General features: G+C 73.7%; 20 protein-coding genes. 8 read left to right on the top strand and 12 right to left on the bottom strand.

The features are described 5' to 3' along the window. Window positions 1-163: 163 nt before the first annotated feature. Complete coding sequence (locus tag ACIRST_RS03505) at window positions 164-1,147, bottom strand: aldo/keto reductase (protein ID WP_402799652.1); 984 nt, start codon at window positions 1,145-1,147, stop codon at window positions 164-166. A gap of 128 nt (window positions 1,148-1,275) precedes the next feature. Here ACIRST_RS03505 and ACIRST_RS03500 point away from each other — a divergent pair, with 128 nt between their 5' ends. The 5 genes from ACIRST_RS03500 to ACIRST_RS03480 all read left to right on the top strand — a co-directional run bounded on the left by ACIRST_RS03500 (window position 1,276) and on the right by ACIRST_RS03480 (window position 6,492). Beyond that, window positions 1,276-1,629, top strand: a complete 354-nt coding sequence (locus ACIRST_RS03500; RefSeq protein ID WP_402799650.1) for an ArsR/SmtB family transcription factor — start codon at window positions 1,276-1,278, stop codon at window positions 1,627-1,629. A gap of 168 nt (window positions 1,630-1,797) precedes the next feature. Beyond that, window positions 1,798-3,204 carry an MFS transporter gene (locus tag ACIRST_RS03495; protein WP_402799647.1) on the top strand — a complete coding sequence of 469 codons (1,407 nt, stop codon included), beginning with the start codon at window positions 1,798-1,800 and terminating at the stop codon, window positions 3,202-3,204. A 121-nt stretch (window positions 3,205-3,325) separates the two neighbouring features. Continuing rightward, complete coding sequence (locus ACIRST_RS03490; RefSeq protein ID WP_350526045.1) at window positions 3,326-3,904, top strand: helix-turn-helix domain-containing protein; 579 nt, start codon at window positions 3,326-3,328, stop codon at window positions 3,902-3,904. Between the two features lie 274 nt (window positions 3,905-4,178). Beyond that, window positions 4,179-5,219, top strand: a complete 1,041-nt coding sequence (locus tag ACIRST_RS03485; RefSeq protein WP_402799645.1) for an agmatine/peptidylarginine deiminase — start codon at window positions 4,179-4,181, stop codon at window positions 5,217-5,219. A 109-nt stretch (window positions 5,220-5,328) separates the two neighbouring features. After that, window positions 5,329-6,492, top strand: coding sequence for an agmatine deiminase family protein (locus ACIRST_RS03480; RefSeq protein WP_350526047.1), 1,164 nt, complete (start codon window positions 5,329-5,331; stop codon window positions 6,490-6,492). Window positions 6,493-6,659: 167 nt separating this feature from the next. Here the strand turns inward: ACIRST_RS03480 and ACIRST_RS03475 are convergent, their stop codons facing one another. Continuing rightward, on the bottom strand, window positions 6,660-7,832 hold the full coding sequence (locus ACIRST_RS03475; RefSeq protein WP_350521923.1) for an agmatine deiminase family protein: 1,173 nt from the start codon (window positions 7,830-7,832) through the stop codon (window positions 6,660-6,662). 142 nt (window positions 7,833-7,974) lie between these two features. Between ACIRST_RS03475 and ACIRST_RS03470 the strand changes: the two genes are divergently transcribed. Next, window positions 7,975-8,613, top strand: coding sequence for a TetR/AcrR family transcriptional regulator (locus ACIRST_RS03470; RefSeq protein WP_402799641.1), 639 nt, complete (start codon window positions 7,975-7,977; stop codon window positions 8,611-8,613). Between the two features lie 19 nt (window positions 8,614-8,632). On the opposite strand, the gene ACIRST_RS03465 is transcribed toward ACIRST_RS03470, so the two are convergent. The 9 genes from ACIRST_RS03465 to ACIRST_RS03425 form a co-directional block, all read right to left on the bottom strand. Beyond that, window positions 8,633-9,523: a DUF4436 family protein gene (locus tag ACIRST_RS03465; RefSeq protein ID WP_402799638.1), complete on the bottom strand. Its 891-nt coding sequence runs from the start codon at window positions 9,521-9,523 to the stop codon at window positions 8,633-8,635. After that, on the bottom strand, window positions 9,520-10,695 hold the full coding sequence (locus tag ACIRST_RS03460; protein ID WP_350521926.1) for an agmatine deiminase family protein: 1,176 nt from the start codon (window positions 10,693-10,695) through the stop codon (window positions 9,520-9,522). Before ACIRST_RS03460 ends, ACIRST_RS03465 begins: the two co-directional genes overlap by 4 nt. Window positions 10,696-11,013: 318 nt before the next feature. Continuing rightward, a complete protein-coding gene (locus ACIRST_RS03455) occupies window positions 11,014-11,811 on the bottom strand; it encodes an ATP-binding cassette domain-containing protein (protein ID WP_350521927.1) in 798 nt (265 codons plus the stop codon). Next, complete coding sequence (locus tag ACIRST_RS03450) at window positions 11,804-12,760, bottom strand: ABC transporter ATP-binding protein (protein WP_402799635.1); 957 nt, start codon at window positions 12,758-12,760, stop codon at window positions 11,804-11,806. The genes ACIRST_RS03455 and ACIRST_RS03450 overlap by 8 nt, the downstream gene beginning before the upstream one ends. 13 nt (window positions 12,761-12,773) lie before the next feature. After that, window positions 12,774-13,628 carry an ABC transporter permease gene (locus tag ACIRST_RS03445; protein ID WP_350521929.1) on the bottom strand — a complete coding sequence of 285 codons (855 nt, stop codon included), beginning with the start codon at window positions 13,626-13,628 and terminating at the stop codon, window positions 12,774-12,776. Further along, window positions 13,625-14,584 (bottom strand): ABC transporter permease, encoded by a 960-nt coding sequence (locus ACIRST_RS03440; protein ID WP_402799632.1) that lies wholly within the window; start codon window positions 14,582-14,584, stop codon window positions 13,625-13,627. Before ACIRST_RS03440 ends, ACIRST_RS03445 begins: the two co-directional genes overlap by 4 nt. After that, window positions 14,581-16,230 carry an ABC transporter substrate-binding protein gene (locus ACIRST_RS03435; RefSeq protein ID WP_350521931.1) on the bottom strand — a complete coding sequence of 550 codons (1,650 nt, stop codon included), beginning with the start codon at window positions 16,228-16,230 and terminating at the stop codon, window positions 14,581-14,583. The genes ACIRST_RS03440 and ACIRST_RS03435 overlap by 4 nt, the downstream gene beginning before the upstream one ends. A 29-nt stretch (window positions 16,231-16,259) precedes the next feature. Beyond that, entirely contained in the window at window positions 16,260-17,285 is a 1,026-nt protein-coding gene (locus ACIRST_RS03430) for an agmatine deiminase family protein (RefSeq protein WP_350521932.1), read from the bottom strand. Window positions 17,286-17,416: 131 nt separating this feature from the next. Next, window positions 17,417-18,613: an agmatine/peptidylarginine deiminase gene (locus ACIRST_RS03425; protein ID WP_402799628.1), complete on the bottom strand. Its 1,197-nt coding sequence runs from the start codon at window positions 18,611-18,613 to the stop codon at window positions 17,417-17,419. A gap of 157 nt (window positions 18,614-18,770) precedes the next feature. Between ACIRST_RS03425 and ACIRST_RS03420 the strand changes: the two genes are divergently transcribed. After that, the gene (locus ACIRST_RS03420; RefSeq protein WP_350521934.1) at window positions 18,771-19,385 is read left to right on the top strand and encodes a TetR/AcrR family transcriptional regulator; all 615 of its coding nucleotides are present in this window, start codon (window positions 18,771-18,773) and stop codon (window positions 19,383-19,385) included. Window positions 19,386-19,493: 108 nt separating this feature from the next. Further along, complete coding sequence (locus ACIRST_RS03415) at window positions 19,494-21,266, top strand: serine/threonine-protein kinase (protein WP_402799625.1); 1,773 nt, start codon at window positions 19,494-19,496, stop codon at window positions 21,264-21,266. Between the two features lie 77 nt (window positions 21,267-21,343). Here ACIRST_RS03415 and tatA read toward each other — a convergent pair whose 3' ends face one another. Next, on the bottom strand, window positions 21,344-21,661 hold the full coding sequence (gene tatA / locus ACIRST_RS03410; protein WP_402799622.1) for a Sec-independent protein translocase subunit TatA: 318 nt from the start codon (window positions 21,659-21,661) through the stop codon (window positions 21,344-21,346). Window positions 21,662-21,823 lie beyond the last annotated feature (162 nt).

Here is a 21,823-nt window from a genome sequence, read left to right as displayed (position 1 = left end):
GCGGTACCCCCTCCGTGCCACCGAACCGTCGGCGTCACGGTCCCAGAGCGGGGGCCGGGTGCCCAGGCCTGCGGACAGCGCCCGCCGGGCGTACGGACGTGCGGGCGGGGCGCGGCACGCTGCCTCGCGCCCCCGCAGCACGCCCGTACGGGCGGCGGCGGTGTCACCAGCGGTCGTGCACCTGCGGGCGGATCCGGCGGTCGTACAGCTCCCGGACGGCCGCCAGGGTGGCCGACGGCAGCGGCGCCTGCTCGGCGGCGGCCGCGTTGGCCCGGGCCTGCGCCACGTTGCGGGCACCGGGGATCACCGTCGTCACCCCCGGCTGCTGGACGATCCAGCGCAGCGCCGTCTGCGCGGCGGTGGCGCCCGCCGGCGCGAGCGCGGCGAACTCCGCCGCAGCCTCGACACCGGTCGCGAAGTCCACGCCGGAGAAGGTCTCACCCTGGTCGAAGGCCTCGCCGTGGCGGTTGTAGGTGCGGTGGTCGTCGGGCGGGAAGACGGTGCGCTCGCTGTAGCGGCCCGAGAGCAGCCCCGAGGCGAGCGGCACCCGGGCCAGGATCCCCACCCCGGCCGCCTCGGCGGCGGGCAGCACCTGCTCCAACGGCTTGAGCCGGAAGGCGTTGAGGATGATCTGCACGCTCGCCACACCGGGGCGCGCGATCGCGGTCAGCGCCTCCGCGCAGGTCTCCACGCTCACGCCGTACGCGGCGATCCGCTCCTCCGCGACCAGGGTGTCCAGGGCGTCGAAGACCTCGTCCGAGGAGTAGACGGGCGTCGGCGGGCAGTGCAGCTGGACCAGATCGAGCCGGTCCACGCCCAGGTTGGCCCGTGAACGGTCGGCCCAGGCACGGAAGTTGGCGAGGTGGTAGTGCTCGGGCCGCTGCTCGACCCGGCGGCCGAACTTGGTGGCGACGAACACGTCCGCGTCCGGGCGGTCCTTCAGGAAGCGGCCGATCAGGCGCTCACTGCGGCCGTCGCCGTAGACGTCGGCGGTGTCGAAGAGCGTGACGCCGGCCTCGACGGAGGCCTCCAGGACGGCGAGGGCGTCCTCCTCCCGGACGTCACCCCAGTCCGCGCCGAGCTGCCAGGTGCCGAGTCCGACGATCGAGACGGGCCGACCTGTGCGGCCGAGTACGCGCTGTTCCATGCGACGACCCTCTCACGGCGGTCCGGCCCTGTCGCCCGGCGCCGCCGCGGGCCCGCCCCTCGGGACTCCGTCGACGAACCATCTGCCAAAGGTACGCATGTGCGCACGAAACGCCCTACGATGAGCGGATGAGCACCGGCACCCACCTGGCAGATGCGCACCGCTCGCAGCAGCGGGCCGAGCAGCGCCTGGACGTCGCCGCGTCCGTCCTGACACTGCTGGCCGACCGGACCAGGCTGGCGCTGCTGGAGCGGCTCGGCCGGGGCGAGGCGGACGTGACCACGCTGACCGAGGCGACCGGCGCCGCCCGGCCGTCCGTCAGCCAGCACCTGGCCAAGCTCCGGCTCGCCGGCCTCGTCGGCACCCGCAAGGAGGGGCGGCGGGTCGTCTACTCGCTGCGCCACGGCCGCCTGCGCCGGCTCGTGGACGAGGCGCTGAACGTCGCCGACCACCAGATCGGCCACCTGCCGCCGCACGACTGAGCCGCGCGAGCCGGGCGCGAGCCGGGCACAGGCGCGCGGACCGCGGAGTCCGGGCGGACCCGGGCGGACTTCCGATGAATAGGTGCACAGGTACGCACGCGTTCCTATGATGGGAGCACGCACCCACCGACCACCCCGACCGGCGACCGGGACGGGGCAGGAGCGCCCATGCTGTCCGTGCTGCGCAACCGCGCCTACCGCCACCTCTTCACCGCCCAGGTCGTGGCCCTGGTCGGCACCGGACTGGCCACGGTGGCGCTGTCCCTGCTGGCCTACCGGATCGCCGGCGACGACGCCTCGGCCGTCCTCGGCACCGCGCTGGCGATCAAGATGGTCGCCTACGTCGCCGTCGCGCCACTGGCCGGCGCGCTCGCCGGCCGGATACCCAGGCGGGCCCTGATGGTCGCGATGGACCTCACCCGGGCGTGCGTCGCACTGACCCTGCCGTTCGTCGACCGCGTCTGGCAGGTCTACCTCCTGATCTTCCTGCTCCAGGCCGCCTCGGCCGCCTTCACCCCGACCTTCCAGGCCACCGTTCCGGACGTCCTGCCCGCCGAGCGCGACTACACCAACGCCCTGTCGATGTCCCGGCTCGCGTACGACCTGGAGTCGCTGTTCAGCCCCGCCCTCGCCGCGCTCCTGCTGACGGCGGTCCCGTACGACTGGTTGTTCGCCGGGACGGCGGTCGGCTTCCTCGCCTCCGCCGCCCTGGTGGTCTCCACCGTCCTGCCCAAACCGGCCCCGGTCGAGCCGGCGCCGGCCGGGTCGGCACCGGCCGGGCGGGCCGACGGCGTGTACGCCAAGGCCGCCTTCGGCACCCGGCTGTTCCGGGCCACCCCCCGGCTGCGCGCCCTGCTCGCCCTCGACCTCGCGGTCGCGGCCGCCGGCGCGATCGTGTTCGTCGACACGGTCAACGTCGTCCGCGACCACTTCCACCGCCCGGCCGGGGCCGTCTCGCTCGCGCTGGGCGCCTACGGGGCCGGCTCGATGCTCGCCGCGGTCCTGCTGCCCCGCGTCCTGGGCCGGCTCGGCGACCGGGCCGTCATGCTGCCCGCCGCCTTCGCCCTGCCGGCCGTCCTCGCCGCCGTCACGGCGATCTCCGCCGCCCCGGCCGGGACCGGGACGTGGCTGGGCCTGCTCGCCGCCTGGGCCCTCGTCGGCGCCGGCAGCTCGGCCGTGCTCACCCCCGGCGGGCGCCTCATCCGCCGCTCGGCCGCCGACGCCGACCTGCCCGCGGCCTTCGCCGCCCAGTTCTCGCTCTCGCACGCCTGCTGGCTGCTCACCTACCCGCTCGCCGGGTGGCTGGCCGCCGGCGCGGGGCTTCCGGTCACCGCCGTCGTCCTGGGCCTGCTCGCCCTGGCCGCCGCGACGGCGGCCACCGCCCTGTGGCCGTCCCGCGACCCCGGGGCCCTGGAACACCTGCACACCGACCTGCCCGCCGGGCACCCCCATCTCGCCGACGCGCACGCGACCGCCGGCGGCGCCTGGCAGCACGGCCACCACTACGTCATCGACCGGAACCACCACAGCTGGCCCCGCCCGACCGGCGCCCGCACCCGTGCCACCGCCGGCTGACCCCGCCGCCCCGCCGCCCCGCCGCCCCGCCACCCGGCCGAACCCGAGCCGAAGTCCTACTGACCGGTACCTCAGACCGCGGAGCCGATCACGTCGGCGCGCCCCGGTAAGGTGGTGCACCGTGGCCAGTCGTAAAACGTCGATCCTGGAAGCCGCGGCACGGGTGATCGCCCGCCGCGGGGTGCGCGGACTGAGGGTGGAGGAGCTCGCCGCGGAGGCGGGCGTCTCGACCGCGCTCATCTACTACCACTTCAAGGACCGCACCGGGATCCTCCGTCAGACGCTGGAGTTCATCAACGACCGGGCGGAGCGCTACACGACCGACCGCGCCCCGGACGCCCCGCCGCTGACGGCGCGCGAGGAGCTGGAGCAGACGCTGCTGCTGGAACTCCAGGACACCGTCGAGGTACGGGAGAACAGCACGGCCTGGGGTGAGCTGCGGGCGAGCGCGGTCTTCGACGAGACCCTGCGCGAGGACCTGGCACGGGCCACCCGGGTGTGGGTGCAGGAGATCGCCGAACTGCTCGGGGTCGTCCGGCCGATGGCCTCGGCGGTCGCACTGGCCGGCGCGGCGGAGCGGCTGACGGCGCTGCTGGAGGGGCTGAGCACCCGCTGGCTGAGCGGCAGCCTCCCGCTGGCGCACGCCCGGACGCTGATGGCCGACGCGATCGAGGCCGAAGTGGCCCGGCTCGGCTCCTGACCGACCCCTGATCGGCTCCTGATCCGTGGGGGTTCCGTGCGGATTCCGCACGGAACCGACGGAGGACGTCACGCTCCGCACCGCTCCCGTCAAGGATCCGTCATGGCACGCCCGTGGGTTTGACTGATTTTTCAGTCAATGTAAGCCTGAGTCCGCAGGCAGGGTTGCTGCCGCCGGTCCGCGCCGTCCGTGGTGCGCCGGTACGTCGCGGCGCGAAGAGTGGACCACGCGGCCCGCACCCTCCCCGGCACCGTCGCACGATCTGGAGACCCTCATGACCCACTACCGCGATGACCGTTCCGCCGAGCAGCCCTACCCCTGGGTGCCGGCGGACGACGTCCCGCACGCGCGGACCTGGATGTCCTGGCCCTCCCGCCGGGGGGTGTGGGGACTGCGCCTGGGCGGCGTCCAGGAGGACATCGCCCTGATCGCCCGGACAATCGCCGAGTTCGAGCCGGTGGTCATGTGCGCCCCCGACGACTGGACGGCCGGCAAGGCCCAGTCCTGGTGCGGCAACGGGGTGGAGGTGATCACCGCCGTCCCCACCGACGACCTGTGGATGCGCGACATCGCGCCGGTGTTCCGCCGGGACGGGTACGGCGGCCTGGACGCCGTGGTCCTCAACTTCAACGGCTGGGGCAACAAGCAGGTGCACCACGACGACGCCCGGGCCGCCGAGCTGATCGCCACCCGCCGCGGCCTGCGCCACACCTACGCGGACTTCGTCGGCGAGGGCGGCGCCATCGAGACCGACGGCGACGGCACCGTGATGGCCACCGAGAGCAGCCTGGTCAACAAGAACCGCAACCGCGGCATGAGCCGGGACGAGATCGAGGAGGCCGTCCTGGAGGCCTACGGCGCGGACACCATGATCTGGCTGCCGGGCATCAAGGGCCAGGACATCACCGACGACCACGTGGACGTCACCTCCCGGTTCGTCCGCCCCGGCGTGGTGATGGTGCAGCTGCCGCCGGCGGACCGCAACGACGCCTGGGCCCGGGACGCCCGCGAGCAGTTCGCGATCCTCTCCGCCGCCACCGACGCCCGGGGGCGCCGCCTGCAGGTCATCCCCGTGCACGGCCCGGACACCGTCCGCTCCCGCAGCTCCAAGTTCGTCGACTCCTACCTCAACTTCCACCTCGTCAACGGCGGTGTGATCACGGCCCAGTTCGGCGACGCGTACAAGGACGCCGCCGCCCGGGACGCCCTCGCCTCGGCCTTCCCCGGCCGCGAGGTGGTCCAGATCGACGTCGACCGCCTGATGGCCGGGGGCGGCGGCATCCACTGCTCGACCATGCACGAGCCGGTGCCGTAGCCACCGCCGTAGCCACTCCCCTGCTCTGCCCTGCCCTGCCCCGACCTGCCGCACGAACCCGCACGAGCCCGCACGAGTCCACCCACCCCGACCCCGCTGGAGTTCCCGCATGACCAACGCCGTGTCCCGCCGTACCCTGATCCGCAACCTCGCCGGCGTCGGCGCCGGTGTCGGCGCCCTCGCGCTGGGCCTCACCGCCTGCGACCCCAACGACATCGAGGACCCGACCGGTGCCGTGCCGCCCACCCGGCCCGGCGGCACCCCCGGCGTGCGCCGCTTCGGCGCCGAGTGGGACAAGCACCTGCGCACCGTGATGTCCTGGCCCGCCTCCGAGAACGTCTGGGGCGACCAGCTCGCCGACGTCCGCCGGGACGTGGCCGGCCTGGCCCAGGCCATCGCCGCCCGCGAGCCGGTCGTGCTGATGGCCAGGCCCGAGCAGAAGGACGCCGCGCAGAAGGCCTGCGGCTCGGCGGTCGAGGTGGTGCCGATCGCCGTCGACGACCTGTGGGCCCGGGACACCCTGCCGGTGTTCGTCGAGGAGGGCGGCACGGTCAAGGGCGTCGACTTCAACTTCAACGGCTGGGGCGGCAAGCAGCAGCGCGGCAACGACTCCAAGGTCGCCCGCACGGTGCTGGAGAAGTACGGCGTCGAGCGGATCGAGACCCGGCTGGTCGCCGAGGGCGGCTCCTTCGAGACCGACGGCCAGGGCACCCTGATGGTGACCGAGAGCTCCGTCGTCAACGACAACCGCAACCCGGGCATGAGCCGGGACCAGATCGAGGCGGAGCTGAAGCGGCTCCTCGGCGTGACCAAGGTGATCTGGCTGGCCGGCGTCAAGGGCAAGGACATCACCGACGCCCACGTCGACTGCCTGACCCGCTTCGCCGCGCCCGGGGTGGTGCTGCTCGACCAGGCCTTCCCCGGCACCCCGGCGGACGTCTGGTCCCGCTCCGCCGACCAGGCCCGCGCCGTCTTCAAGGACGCCACCGACGCGACCGGCAAGAAGCTGCAGGTGGTCGAGCTCCAGCAGCCCGACCCGGACAAGATCACCGGCCGCGGTGACGCCTTCGTCTCCTCGTACATGAACTTCTACATCGGCACCAAGGGCGTCTACCTGCCGAAGTTCGGCGACGCCCGGGCCGACGACCGGGCGCAGCAGATCCTGAAGCAGTACTTCCCGACCCGGGAGATCGTCCCGGTGAAGATCGACGCGATCGCGGCCGGCGGCGGCGGGATCCACTGCGCCACGCACGACATCCCCGCCCTCGGCTGACCGGACGGGCCGGCCCGGGGCCCGGGGACGGGCTCCGGGCCGGCCTCCGAGGGGGGGGGGGGGGGGGGGGGGGGGCCGCCCCGCCCCCCCCCCCGCGCCCCCCCCCGCGGGGGGGCGGGGGGGGGGGGGGGGGGCGGCCCCCCCCCCCCCCCCCCCCCCCCTCGGGCTCACGCGACGGGCTGCTGCTGGGTGACGCAGTGGATGCCGCCGCCGCCCGCGCCGAGGTAGTCGATGTTGAGCTGCTCGACGGTGCGGCCCGGGAACAGCCGGGCGAGGGTGGACCTGGCGGCGCTGTCCGCCCTGGTGTCGCCGAACTGGGCGGAGATCACCGCGTTGTTGCACAGGTAGTAGTTGGCGTAGGAGCCGACGAAGTTGGGGTCCGTCGACCGGATCAGGTTGTAGTCGGGCCCCTGGATCCGGCTGACCGTGAACGGGGTGCCCTGGGCGCTGGTGGACGTGGTGAGCGTCTGGTACTGCTGGCGTTCGTCGTTCGACCAGACGTCGGTGTCGCTCGCCAGTGGCATCTGGACGGCGGCCGTGCCCGCGCCGAGGAAGCGGGACGTGGCGTCCACGTGGTCGTCGGTGATGTCCTGGCCGGCGATGCCGGTGAACCAGATCACCTTGGTGGCACCGTACGCGGCGCACATGGCGCCCTCGATCGCGGCCTGTGACATGCCGGGGTTGCGGTTGGCGTTGATGATGCTGCTCCGGGTGGCCATCAGCGTCCCGGCGCCGTCGGTCTCGACGGCGCCGCCCTCGGCGACCAGCCCGGCGGCGGTGAACGGCAGGCCGAGGTAGGCGGCGAGCCGCCGGGCGACCAGGGCGTCGTTGCCGTGCGGGTTCTGGTGGTTGCCCCAGCCGTTGAAGTTCAGGCCGATCGTGTCCAGGCCGCCCGCGCCGTCGGTGCGGAAGACCGGGCCGGTGTCGCGCATCCAGCAGTCGTCGACGGGGATGTCCCCGATGACGGTGACGGTCGAGCCGCACATCGACCGCGCCTTGGCCACGGAGGCCGGGTTGGCGCACATCGTCACCGGCTCGTACTTGGCGATGGTCTTCGCGATGAGGGCGATGTTCGACTGGACGCCGCTGAGCTTGTTGCGCCAGATGGTGGTGCTGTCCGGCCAGGCCATCCAGGTCCTGGTGTGCCGGACGGTGTCCAACGGCACCCGGTAGCCGGCGACGGCCGGGCCGGCGGTGGTGCGGCGCTGGGCCGCCAGTGCCTGCCCGCCGGTCGCGGCGGTCAGCGCGGTACCGGCGACGACGATCCCGGCGGCCGTCAGGAACCGCCGTCGGCCGAGCTGTGCGTGGAGCTCCGCGTGGGGTCTGGAGCTGTCCTCCATCACTGCCTCCTTGTCAAACTCCCCTGCTGGTGCAGCAGTTGACCGAAAAGGTAAAACTGGCCAAGCGCTCGGTCAATACTTTGCGCAGGTATCGGTGCCGATGCGCCCCTACCGCACTCCCGCAGTCGTTACAGTGGCGGCCATGGCGACACGGGCGACAGACGCAGCTCCGCGGACGGCCGCCGGACCGGGCGGCACCGGCCGGGCGCGCGCGTCCGCCAAGGGTGAGCAGACCCGGGCCAGGCTGATCGCCGCGGCGCGCACCCTGCTCGCGGGCGACGGCGCCGGGCGCTTCACCACCCGCAACGTGGCCGCGCTGTGCGGGGTCTCGCACGGGATGTGCCACTACCACTTCGCCGACCGCACCGACCTGATCGTCGCCGTGGTGGCGGACATCCGGCCCGAGTGGATCACGCCGCTGGAGGAGGCGGTGGCCGGCCCGGGCGGCTACGCCGAGCGCGCCGAGCAGGTCCTGGCCCTGCTCACCCGGCCCGAGAGCCCCGACCTGGCCCGCCTGCACGCGGCCCTGCACTGGCTCGCCCTGAACGACGAGCGGGTCCGCGCGAGCCTGGAGGCCGAGTACGCGCGGTGGCGGTCCTCCTTCGTCGCCCTGTTCCGCTGCCTGGTGGACGAGCGCGGCGACGGCGCCGATCCCGTTCCGCTCGGCGAGGCCTTCGCCGCCGCCGTGGACGGCCTCGCCGCCATCGGCTCGCTCGACGGGACGGTGGACGCCGAGCGGGTGCTGCGGACCCTGCTGGACTCGCTGTCCGCCGCGGCCTGACCCGTCGCCGGGCCCCTCGTCACGGGTCCGCACCGGTGGCGGCCGCGGCAGCCGCCTCGGCCCGCTTGCGGCGCTCGACGCGGGTGCCGGCCACGACGGTGAACGTGAGGCACGCCGCGATGATGCCCTCCGCCCAGAAGAAGGCCACGTAGTCGATGAGCGAACCGATCGGCGGCGAACCGGGTGCGGCGTTGCGCATCCCGATGAGCGCGAAGAGGGTCGCGGCCATCCACCCGAGCGAGGGCCAGACCATCCCCTGCCGCCCCCGGTAGAGCACCTCGGCCCCGGCCATCACCGCCAGCGCCAGCGCCCACATCGCCGCGATCATGAACCAGGCCAGGATGAAGGTGCTGCGCGCCCGGGTGACCGTACCGGCCAGGACGGTCGCCCCGGAGGCGCTCGGGGTGCTGGTCGGGTGGACGAGGAAGAACGGGTCGGCGTCCACGAAGACGACGCCGACGGGGACGCTGCCCGCGGTGTCCGCGGCCGCGAACGAGACCGCGAACCGGTGGCGGTCGAAGGGGTAGTCGGTCACGGTGCCGGCGTGGAAGTCGGCCGGCACCGGTTGGGGCGTCGCGGCCTCCCCCGCCGCCGCCCGCAGCTCGGTGCGGGTCGCCGACTGGACGGTGATCACGACCTGCCGGCTGAAGGCGACGGAGCCCGGCTCCGCGGCGAGGCCGCCGTGCGGGACCGGCACGACGAAGAGGGTGAGGTCCCCGGCCCCGGGGTCGATGTCCTGCGCGGTGACGTCCAGTTCGATCCAGTCGCCGCTCTCCGGGAGGGCCAGTTCACGGGCCTGCTGCCGGGTGTTGCGCTCGTTCAGGTACAGCGCGACGCCCGCCGAGCACAGCACCGCCACGATCAGCAGGGCGACGAGGAAGCGGTTGTCGCGCACCCGGGCGGCGGTCACGTCCGGCTGGACACGGACGCGACGGGCTGCTGCTGGGTGGCGCAGTGGATGCCCCCGCCGCCCGAGGCGATGTGGTCGATGGAGACCTGGGCGACCCTGCGGCCCGGGTGGAGGTCGCCGATGATGCCGGCCGCGTGGTCGTCGGCGGCCTGGTCGCCGAAGCGCGGGACGATGACGCCGCCGTTGCAGACGTAGTAGTTGATGTAGGTGGCGAGGAAGTTCTTGCCGGCGCCCTGGATCAGGTCGAAGTCCGGCTCGGGCAGGTCGACCACCTTGAGCGCGCGGCCCCTGGCGTCGGTCGCGGAGGCGAGGACCTGGACGGCCTGTTCGGAGGCGGTGGTCCAGACGTCCGGCGGGGTGTCGGCGGCGGGGCGGTGCAGCACGACGGTGCCCGGCTCGGCGAAGCGGGCGAGGGCGTCCACGTGGCAGTCGGTGATGTCCTGCCCGGCCACGCCCTTGAACCAGATCACCTTCTCGACGCCGAGCAGGTCCTTGAAGCCCGCCTCGATCCGGTCGCGCGAAATGCCGGGGTTGCGGTTGTCGTTCACCCAGGAGCTCTCGGTGGCCATCAGGGTGCCCTCGCCGTCCACTTCGATGCCGCCGCCCTCGCCGGTGATCGGCGCCTGGACGCGGGTGATGCCGTAGTGGGCGAGGAGGTTGCGGGCGACCTGGCTGTCGTTGGCGTGGGTCTGCTTGTTGCCCCAGCCGTTGAAGTTGAAGTCGACGCCGGCGATCCCCAGCGGGCCGGTGACGAAGGTCGGGCCGGTGTCCCGGGCCCACAGGTCGTCGACCATCAGCTCCAGTACCCCGACCGAGGAGCCGCAGGCCTGCCGGGCCTGGTCGGCCTGGTCCGGACGCGCCAGCAACACCACCGGCTCGAAGCCGGCGATCGTCTGCGCCAGCGTCGCGATGTCCTGCCGGACGCCGGGCAGTTGGTCGCCCCACACCTCCTCCAGCGCGGGCCAGGCCATGAAGGTGCGGGTGTGCGGGCCCGACTCCGCGGGCATCGCCCATCCGGCCGCGGCCGGGCTGCCCGACGGGGCCTCCGCCGTGCTGCCGGGGCCGGGCTGCTCCTCGTCGCCGCCGCCGGAGGAGCAGCCGGTCAGCGCCAGCGCGGCGAGCGCGGCCCCGGACTGCAGGAGCGAACGGCGGGACGGCCGGGGGTGAGCCATGGGGCCTCGTTCCGGTAGGTGTCGGGTCCGGCTCCGCAGGCTACTGACAGGGCGGTCAGGATCCGGCACGGCACGCATCCGCCGTTCGGGGGAAACCGCTCACGGCCCTTCGGTGGCGGCCTCCCGTTCGCGGAGCAGCCGGTGCTCGGTGCAGATCCCGCACCGGTGCGGTAGAGCACCTCGGCGGCGCCGAGCACGGCCCGGGCCGGCGCCCACGCCGCCGGGCCGGGCAGGTTCGCTGCCGGCCGGCGCCCTGCGCCGGTCTTGCTCGGTCGCCCCGGACCGGCAGGTCCCTCGGCCTGCCGGTCCGGGGCCGTCTTACAGTGCGCGGCGCGCGGCGGCGATCCGGTCGGGATCCCAGCCGGGCCGCGGGACGGACTCCAACAGCAGCCGGGTGTAGGCGTGTTGCGGGGAGTCGAGGACCCGGTCGGTCGGCCCGGACTCGACGACCGCGCCGTGCCGCATCACGATGACCTCGTCGGTGACGCAGCGGACGACACCCAGGTCGTGGGTGATGAAGAGGTACCCGACGCCGGTCTGTTCGCGGATGTCGGCGAGCAGGTTGAGGACCTGCGCCTGGACCGAGACGTCCAGCGCGGCGACCGCCTCGTCCAGCACCAGGACGGCCGGCTGGACGGCCAACGCCCGGGCGATGGCGACGCGTTGGCGCTGTCCGCCGGATAGCTGCCGGGGCAGCGCCTCGGCCGCCCTGGTGCCGAGGCCGACCTGGTCGAGGAGTTCCCGGATCCGGGCCCCGTGGTCGGTGCCGGGGAAGTGCAGCCGCAGAGTCTCCCGCAGCACGGCCTCCACGCTGGTGCGCGGATCCAGGGAGAGGTACGGGTCCTGGAAGACCATCTGGACCTCGCGGGCGCGGGCCAGCCGCTCGGCCCTCCCCCGCACCCGGCCGCCGCGGGCCCGGCCCTGGACGGTGACCCGCCCCTCGTCGGCCTGTTCGAGGCCGACGATGATCCGGGCGGTGGTCGTCTTCCCGGAGCCGGACTCGCCCACGATGCCGAGCGATCCGCCGGCGGCGAGGGTGAAGGAAACGTCGTCCACCGCCCGTACGGTGCCGAAGGTCCGGCACAGCCCGGTGACCTCCAGTACGGCCTCAGACATCGAGGGGGCTCCCTTCGAGCGGGTGGTGACAGGCGACGGCGTGCTCCCCCTGCGGTTCGGGGGTCTGCTCCCGGCACGGCTCGGTCGCGTAACGGCACCGGGCGGCGAATGCGCAGCCGGTCAACTCCTGCCGCAGGTCCGGCGGTTGGCCGTCGATGGCGGCGAGCCGGCCGGTCCGGGAGTCCAGCCTCGGGGTGGAGGCCAGCAGCGCGGCGGTGTAGGGGTGGCGGGGCCGTTCGAACAGCGCTCCGGCGGGGCCGCTCTCGACGATCCGCCCGGCGTACATCACGCAGACGCGGTCGCTGATGGCCGCGGCGAGCCCGAGGTCGTGGGTGACGAACAGCAGGCCGGTGCCGAAGCGTTCGCGCAGCCGGCCGAGGAGCGCGATGACCTCGGCCTGGCTGGTGACGTCGAGCGCGGTGGTGGGCTCGTCGGCGAGCAGCAGGACCGGGTCGCCCATCAGCGCGGCGGCGATCATGACGCGTTGGAGCATGCCGCCGGACAGCTGCCCCGGGTAGCGGTGCAGCAGTTCCTTGCCGAGGCCGACGGCGTCCAGGAGTTCGACCGCGCGCCGCTCGGCGTCGGCCGCACCCGTCCGTCCGCCGAACCGCACGCCCTCGGTGAGGAAGTCGCCGACGCGGCGCAGCGGGTTGATGGCCGCCCTGGGGTCCTGGAAGATCATGGCGGCCCGGCCGGTGCGCAGGGCGCGCAGCCGGTCGGGGCCCATGGTCAGGACGTCCTCGCCGTCGACCAGGACGCTGCCTTCGGTGGTGGCGCCGGGCGGCAGCAGGCCGAGGGCGCTGCGCGAGGTGAGGCTCTTGCCGGAGCCGGACTCGCCGACCAGGGCGACGGTCTCCCCGGGGCCCACGGCGAGGTCGACCCCGTCGAGGACGGGCCGGGCGGTGCCGGGCAGGCGGAGCCGCAGGCCCCGGATGTCGAGGGCGTTCACGTGCTGCTCCGATTCATGGGGTCCTCCGGGCGACGCGGTCGGCCCAGCGCTCGCCGACGACGTTGAACGCGACGACGGTGAGCACGATGAGGACGCACGGCAGGATCGCGGAGAGCGGGTAGCCGTGCTGGATCGCGGTCTGGCCGTCGAAGACCATCCGCCCCCAGTCGGGGGTGAGCGCGGGGACGCCGAGGCCGAGGAAGGAGAGGCCGGCGAGGTCCATGAGGGCGTATCCGAAGTTGATGGTGGACTGGGCCAGGACGATCGGGGCGATGTTGGGCAGGACGTGCCGCAGGCAGATCTGCAGGGTGGAGTGGCCCTGGACCTGGTACGCGGAGACGTACGGCCGGGATCGTTCGGCGAGGACGAGCGAGCGGGTGAGCCGGGAGACGTACGGCAGGTAGGCGATCGCGAGGGCGATGACGGGGGCGAGCAGGCCCTCCCCGTAGACCGAGACGATCAGGATGGCGAGCAGCATGCCGGGGAAGGCGAAGACCAGTTCGGTGCTGCGGGAGAGGACGGAGTCGAGCCAGCCGCCCCGCCAGCCGGCCGCGAGGCCGATGACGACGCCGGCGACGGTGGAGAAGACGACCACGCCGAGCGGGCCGAGCAGGGAGGTGCGGGCTCCGAGCAGGAGCCGGGACAGGGTGTCGCGCCCGGCGGCGTCGACGCCGAGCAGGTGGTCGGGCGAGGGGCCGGCCAGGGCGTTGCCGAGGTCGACGGCGTTCGGGTCCTGCGGCGCGATCCAGGAGGCGAGCAGGGCGGCGATCACCACCAGGACGACGATGCCGAGGCAGGCCAGGTGGAGCGGGCCGCGGGCGGCCTTGAGCCGGCCGAGTCCGGGCCGACGGGTGAGGGCGACACTCATGCGCCGGACCTCCTCGTGCCGAGGGTGACCCGGGGGTCGACCAGGGGGTGGAGCAGGTCGACGACCAGGTTCACCACCATGAACAGGGCGACGATCAGCAGGGAGATCGCCTGGACGGTCGGGAAGTCCTTGGTGGTGGTGGACAGTTCGAGGAGCTGGCCGATGCCGCCGATGCTGAAGGCCGACTCCACCAGGATGGTGCAGACCAGCAGGGTGGAGACGATCAGGCCGCCGGTGGTCAGCACGGTGCCGAGCGAGTTGCGGAACACGTGGCGGCGGATCACCTCGCGCTCCGGCACGCCGCGGCTGCGGGCCACGGCCACGTGCTCGCCCTCCAGGGCCTCCAGCATCGCCGAGCGGGTGACCCTGGCGAGCATCCCGATCAGGTACAGCGCGAGCGCGATCGCCGGCAGGGTGAGGTGCCACAGGAGGTCGCCGAAGCCGTCGCCGGTGCCGCTGGTCGGGAACCAGCCCAGCTTGACCGCGAACAGGCCCTGCAGCAGGACCGCCGCGACGAAGGAGGGGGTGCCGACGGCGAGCGTGGTGGAGAGCAGGATCGCGGTGTCCGTCGCGCCGCCGCGCACCGCGCCGATCCAGCCGAGCACCAGGCCGATGACGACGACCACGAGCAGCGCCATGGCGACCAGCGTCAGGGTGGCGGGCAGCCGGTCGGCGAGCAGCTTGGACACGTCGGTGCGGTAGGTGATGGAGCGCCCGAAGTCGCCCTGCAGCACCTGGCCCAGCCAGCGGAAGTACCGGACCAGGAACGGGTCGTCGAGGTGGTACTGGTCGTTGATCGCCTGCAGGGCGGCCGGCGAGGCCGACCGGCCCGACAGGAGGAAACTCGCCGGGTTGCCCGGCGCCAGGTACATCGCGCCGAAGACCACGAAGGACGCGCCGAGCAGGGTGGCGGCCATCTCCACCAGTCGCCGGGCGGCGAATCTCAGGAAGTTCACCGGGCGGCCCCCACGTCGGCCGCCCACGGGTAGTACATGTAGGAGATCGTGGTGGGGGCGCCGGTGATGCGCTTGTTGAGGAAGACGGCGGTGGGCCACTCGGCGACCGGGATCCACAGCAGCTGCTGGGAGGCGGTCTGCTGGAGCTTGGCCTCGATCGCCCCGCGCTTGGCCGGGTCGTACTCGGCGGTGGCCTGGTCGACGAGGTCGTCGTAGGTCTTGTCGCTGTAGCCGGCGAAGTTCTGGTAGGCGCCGGTCTTGAAGTTGACGAGCAGGTCGAGCGGGTCGGTGACGGAGTCGTAGTACGTCTCCGGGAACAGGTCGATGCCCTCGCGTGCCTTGGCGTCGGTGAACAGCGCGGTGAAGGCGTTCGGGGCGATCGTCTTCAGCTGGATGTCGAGCCCGATCTTCGTCCCGGCGGCCTGGACGGCGGTGGCGAGCAGCGAGACGTCCTGGCCGATGGTGCTGGTGGCCATGACGAGCGTCTTGCCGCTCGCGCCGGCCTCCTTGACGAGGGCCTTGGCCTTGTCGATGTCCTGCGCGGTGGGGGTGAGGCCGTCGAAGGCGGCCTTGCGGACGTCGTCGGGGGCGGTGCCCCAGGCGGCCTTGGTGGTGAGGGAGCCGGTGACGGTGCCGGCGCCGGCGAGGCCGGTCCTGACGAAGCCGGAGCGGTCCAGGGCCAGGGACAGCGCCTGGCGGACGCGCAGGTCGCCGAGCGGGCCCTGCATGTTGGTGACGTTGACGTTGACGGTGCTCAGGCCCTCGCCGAAGTAGAGCGTGCCGGGGCCGTTCTTCTTCAGCCGGTCGTAGCTCTCGGTGGGGATGAGGTAGCCGCCGTCGACGTCGCCGGTGAGCATCGCGTTGGTGCGGGCGGACGCGTCGGTGAGGAAGCTGAACACGACCTTCCTGGACTTGGCCTTGGTGCCCCAGTAGTCGTCGAAGCGCTGCAGCTCGATCGACTGGCCCTTGGCCCAGGCGCCCAGCTTGAAGGGCCCGGTGCAGTCGAGGCCGCCGCTGGTGCCGTAGTCCTTGCCCGCGGCCTCCACCCCCGCCTTGGCGGCGACGACGCCCGCGGCGGTGGCCATGTACTGCGGGAACTGGGAGTCGGGCTGCTTGAGCTTGACGGTGACCTGCAGCGGGCCGGTCGCGGTGACGGTGTCGACGTTCTGGAACACCTGGTTCCAGGCGGCCGCGTTGTCCGGGTTCATCTGCCGGCCGAGGCTGTACACCACGTCGTCGGAGGTCATCACCGTGCCGTCGTGGAAGTGCACGCCGGAGCGCAGGTCGTAGACCCAGGTGGTGGGATCGGGGTTCGAGGCCTTCTCGGCCAGGCCGGGAGCCAGGGTGAGCTGGGGCGTCCAGCGCATCAGGCTCTCGCAGACGTTCGCGAGGACGGTGTTCTGCGGGTAGTCGAACGCCTGGAGGTAGTCGAGCGTGGGCGGCTCGGCGTAGGTGGCCCAGGTGAAGGAGTCGAGCTCGCCCTTGGCCGGCGGGGTGTCGGCCGACAGCTGCACCGAGGCCTGGTCGGATCCGGAGTGCGGCGGGCCGGAGCAGGCGGCGACCAGGGCCGCCGCCGAGAGCAGCGCGGTGGCGAGGACGAGCCGGCCGCGGGCGGTGGCGCGTCTCGCGGGCGCGGTGGGAGTCATGAGGGTTCTCTCCGTTCGCTGGCGAGGGGTCAGGCGCGGGCGGCCGGGATCTGCTGGGTGATGCAGTGGACGCCGCCGCCGCCGTAGGCGATCACCCTGGCCCGCACACCGACGACCTTCCGGTCCGGGTAGGCGGCGGCGAGCACGGCCAGCGCGCCCTCGTCCTCGGGGTGGTCGGCGACCGGCACGACGACACCGCCGTTGGCCAGGTAGAAGTTCAGGTACCCCACCTCGACCTCGCGGCCGTCGACCTCGACGAAGGCGGCCTGCGACAGGTCGACGATCTCGAAGGGCCGGCCCTGGGCGTCCGTGGAGTGCTCCAGCACGGTGCGGTTGGCGCGCATCCGCACGTAGTCCGGGTGCTCCGGGTCGGCGGGGAGCTGCAGCACGACCTTGCCGGGGGCGACGAAGGCGCAGACGCCGTCCACGTGGCCGTCGGTCTCGGTGTCCAGGGCGCCGCCGTACGGCAGCCAGATCACCTTGGTGACGCCGAGGCGGGCCTTCAGCTCGGCCTCGATCTCCTCCCGGGTCAGGTCCGGGTTGCGGTTGGGGTGCAGCAGGCACTGCTCGGTGGTGATCAGCGTGCCCTCGCCGTCGACGGTGATCGCGCCGCCTTCGAGGATCATCTCGGAGCGGATCGCGGGGGTGCCGAGGTGCTCCAGCAGCAGGCCGCTGATCCGGTCGTCGGCGTCCCAGGGGCTGTGCTTGCGGCCCCAGGCGTTGAAGCGGAAGTCCACGCCGGCCCGGGCGCCGTTGCCGTCGAGGACGAAGATCGGCGCGGAGTCGCGGAACCAGGAGTCGTCCGTCGGCAGCTCGACGACGGTGATGCCCTCGCCGCCCTCGCCGGCGCCCTCGCCGCACAGGGCGCGCGCCTCGTCGCCGTGGCCGGGCGGCGCCACCATGGTGACCGGCTCGAACTCCGCGATGGCGCGGGCGACCGCCGCGTACTCGCGCTTCACCTCGTCGAGGGTGTCGCCCCACAGGTCGGGGCGGACGGGCCAGGCCATCAGGCAGCCGTCGTGCTCGGTCCACTCCGCGGGCATGCGGTACGTCACGGGATACCTCTTCTGTTCGGCCCCGGCCGGTCCGGCGCGCTGGGCGCGCGGCGGTCGGGGGGAGGGTGGTGGAGCGGGAGGCCCCGGCGGCCCGTCTCCGTGGGGGGATCCGGACGGGCCGCCGGGGAGTCTCAGAGCGCCGGCGGAACGGCCGGCTGGGACTGGGTGGCGCAGTGGATGCCACCACCGCCGGAGGCGATGTTGTCGATGTTCAGCTGGACGACGTCCCGGCCGGGGAACTCGGCCTGGAGGATCGCGTAGGCCTGGGCATCGGCCGAGGCGTCGCCGAACTGAGGGACGAAGACGGCCCCGTTGGCGACGTAGAAGTTGGTGTAGCTGGACAGGAAGTCCTTGCCGCTGCCGCGGATCAGCGTGCGGTCGGGGCCGGGGAGTTCCACGACGGTCAGCGGGCGCCCCCGAGCGTCGGTGGCGGTCCGCAGAACCTGCCTGGCCTGCTCGTAGACGTCGATCCAGATCCGGTCGGTGCCGGGGCCGGGCTGGTCGAGGATGACGCGGCCGGGCGAGGTGAAGCGCGCCAGGCAGTCGATGTGGTCGTCGGTGATGTCCTGGCCCGCCAGCCCGGCCAGCCAGATCACCTTGTCCATCCCGAGCGTCGACTTCAGGGCCTGCTCGGCCTGGTCCCGGGACATCCCGGGGTTGCGGTTGGAGTTCACCAGCGAGCTGACGGTGGCCAGCAGCGTGCCCTGGCCGTCCGTCTCCAGGGCGCCGCCCTCGCCGACGAAGGGGGCCCGGATCCGGTCGACGCCGTACTGCGCCAGCAGGGCGGCCGCGACCGCGGCGTCCTCGGTGTAGCGCTGGTAGTACGGGGTGCCGCTCTTGCCCCAGCCGTTGAAGTTGGTGTCGACGCCGGCGACGGCGCCCGGCGCGACCACGAAGGTCGGGCCGAAGTCGCGGATCCACAGGTCGTCGTTGGAGATCTCGACCACGGTGATGGCGTGGTAGGCGCCGGGGCCGCAGTAGTACTGCGCGTCGGCGGCCTGGCCGGGGCGGGCGACCACGACGACCGGCTCGTAGCGGGAGATCTCGTGGGCGACGCGGGCGATGTCGTCGCGCACCGCCGAGAGCTGGGTCCGCCAGATCGACGGCAGGGCCGGCCAGGCCATGAAGGTGCGGTCGTGCCGGTCGCTCTCGGCAGGCATCCGCAGCTTCGTGGTGGCGCCCGCTGCGGCCGGGGCGGCGCTCGGGTCGGTCACCGCCGGGGTCGCGGCCCGGGCGGTCGCCGGCAGGACGGTACCGAGTGCGATCAGGGGTACGGCGGCGGCGCCGAGCCGGAGCAGGCCGCGTCTTGAGGGCGTGGGGGTGTGCATGTCGCTCCCTGTTCGAGTGGGAGGGGTGGGGGTTGCCCCGCATCCTCTACCGTACTGAAAATTCAGTCAAGCTTTCGGCTCAAAGCTGACGCAACTCACTGAAAGGATCATCAGGAACCTGTCTGACCAGTCAGGAAGCCCGGTAGAGTGGACGACCATGTCGGACCGTCGGACGGAAATACTCAAAGCCGCGACCAGGGTGATCGCCCGCCGTGGCGTACGCGGACTGCGCGTGGGCGAACTGGCGGCCGAGGCCGGGGTCTCCACCTCGCTGATCTACTACCACTTCACCGACCGCGCGGGCATCCTGCGCCGGACCCTGGAGTTCATCAGCGACCGCGCCGACCACTACACCGCCGACGACGAGCCCGAACCCCGGACCGAGGACCCGCGGGCCGACCTGGAGCGGGTCCTGCTCAGGGAGCTCCAGGACAGCACCGAGGTGCGGGAGAACAGCACCGCCTGGGGCGAGCTGCGGGCCAGCGCGGTCTTCGAACCGAGCCTGCGCGAGGACCTGGCGAGGACCACCCACACCTGGGTGCACGACATCGCCGAGCTGCTCGCCCGGGCCGACCCGACCGGCACCGCACCCGCGCACGCGGCCTCCGCCGAGCGGCTCACCACCCTCGTCGAGGGGCTCAGCGTACGGTGGCTGAGCGGCTCGCTGCCCCTGGACCACGCGCGCCGGCTGCTGCGCAGCGCCCTCGACACCGAGCTGCACCCCGGCCGGCCGGCCGTCGGCGCCCGACCGGGCCGGTCACAGCTACCCTGACCCTACCTCTAAACTTCGCGATGCCGTCTGCGCCGACCAGCGCCGTGGCCGCCCCGGGACGCCGCTCCGGCTCCCGCACCCTCCTTGTCCGCCGAGAGAGGCCACCGCATGTCCGCCGACCGATCCCCCTTCGCCCTCCAGCCGGTCTTCCAGGAGCTGACCGCGGACGACCCGCGCGAGGTCGGCGGCCACCTGCTGTACGCCCGGCTCGGCGCCGGCGGCATGGGGCGCGTCTACCTCTCCTACACCCCCGGCGGCCGGCCGGTGGCCCTCAAGGTGGTGCGGCCCGAACTGGCCGAGGACCCGGAGTTCCGGGCCCGCTTCGCCCAGGAGGTGGCCAGCGCCCGGCGCATCCACGGCCTGTTCACCGCGCAGGTGGTCGACGCCGGCGTGGACGCCGCCACCCCGTGGCTGGCCACCACCTACGTGCCGGGGCCCTCGCTCCAGCAGGTCGTCCAGCGGTTCGGTCCGCTCCCGGAGCGGACCGTCCTGCTGCTCGTGGCCGGCATCGCCGAGGCCCTGCAGGCGATCCACGCGACCGGGGTGGTCCACCGCGACCTCAAGCCCGGCAACGTGCTGATCGCCTCCGACGGCCCCCGGGTGATCGACTTCGGCATCGCCCGCGCGGCCGACGCCAGCGCGCTGACCGGCACCGGACTGCGCATCGGCTCCCCCGCCTACATGGCCCCCGAACAGGCCATGGGCCGGGCCGCCACCCCGGCCACCGACGTGTACGCCCTCGGCGCCCTGGCCGTCCACGTCGCCGGCGGCACCCCGCCCTTCGGGGACGGCCCCGACCCGGCGGCGCTCTACCGCACCGTCCACGAGGAGCCGGACCTCGACCGGGTGCCGGAGAGCCTGCGCGCGCTGCTGCTGCACTGCCTCGCCAAGCAGCCGGAGGACCGTCCGACCACCGCCGAGGTGATCGCCGCCGCCCGCAGCCACCCGGCGGTGGGCGGCCACCTCCGGTTCGGCGAGGACTGGCTGCCGCACCCGCTGACCAGCCAGATCACCCGGCACGCCGAGCTGCCGCAGGTGCCCGCCGAGGCCGCCGCGCGCCCGGGCTGGGACTCGGCGCAGACGGTCCTCGCCCCGGGGGCCGCACGGACGCCGACGGTGCTCGCCCCGGTGTCCGCGCCGGTCTCCGCGTCGGCGGCGGCCTCCGCCGTGCCGTCGGCCTCCGGCGCGTCGACGGCCTCCCGGACGGCTCCGGGCGAGGACGTCACGGCGGAGCGCCGGGGCCGGGGCCGCCGGAGCGGGACCGGCCGCAGACGCGCCCTGGGCCGCACCGCGCTGACCGCCGCCGTCGCTCTGACCGTCGGCGCCGCGACGGCGGTCTTCCTGCTCGACGACCCGGACTCCGGGGAGGCCGTGGCCGACGAAGCCCCGGCGTCCGCCTCCGCCGTGCCGGGCAGCCCGGCGCCGGCCACGCCGACGGCCACCGCGAGCCCGACCCCCACCCGCACCGCCGGCGCCTCCCCCACCGCACCGCCCGGGCCCGCCGCCGAGTACGCGCCGGTCTACCGCTCGGTCGAGCTGACCTCGGCGGACGCCGGCTACGAGTTCGACCTCGCCACCGGCACCGTCGTCCCGACCGACAGCGTCTCCTGGTACCTGAGCCGCGGTGACGCCGAGTTCCTCGTCCCGGAGACCTCGGACTCCTTCATCGGCCGGGACGCCGGCCTCGGGGTGGCCGAGTGCCTCAAGGGCCTCGGCAGCCGTCCGGCCGGCCGGATCCCGTTCGCCGCCGTCGGGCCGCGCGGGGCCTTCTGCGTCCGGTCCGCGGACGGCCAGGACCTCGCCGTCGTCCGGGTGCTGTCGACCGCGGGCCCGGACGGGCCGGTCAGGGTGTCGCTGGACCACTACCGCCGCAACGGCTGAGAGCCGCCGCCCCCGCCGGGCGGTGGGGGAACGACGGCTCTCGGCTCCGGCCGCGGGCGCTCCCGCGGCCCTCCCGGTCAGACCGGCCGCTTCACCGGCTGGGCCGCCGGGCCCGCGGGTGACTGGGCGGAGGGCGTCTGACCCGCGGGTGACTGACCGGAGGGTGACGGGGCGGCCGGGGCGGCCGGTGGCTGTACCGCCGGGCCCGCGGGCGGTTCCGCCGGCGCCCCGCCCGGCGCCGACTCCTCCCGCATGGCCGCCGTCTCGGACTTCAGGATCCGCATCGACTTCCCCAGTCCGCGCGCCATCTCGGGCAGCTTCTTGGAGCCGAACAGCAGCACCAGGACGGCCACCATCACCAGTACGTGCCAGGGCTCCAGACCATTGCGCAGCATCGCCGCCTCACCCGGCCTTTCATCGTCGTGACCGGGCCGCGCGCTCGGCGGCCGGGTCGTCTCGGGGTGGTTTGGGTACCTTCACCGTAAAGCTTGACTGATTTTTCAGTCAATGCGAGAGTTCAGTTCCGGCGATGCCGGACGATCTCGTCCACCGGGACG

The organism is Kitasatospora sp. NPDC101447, assembly GCF_044767225.1.
Taxonomy (GTDB): domain Bacteria; phylum Actinomycetota; class Actinomycetes; order Streptomycetales; family Streptomycetaceae; genus Kitasatospora.
This window is presented reverse-complemented; position numbering and strand designations above follow the sequence as displayed.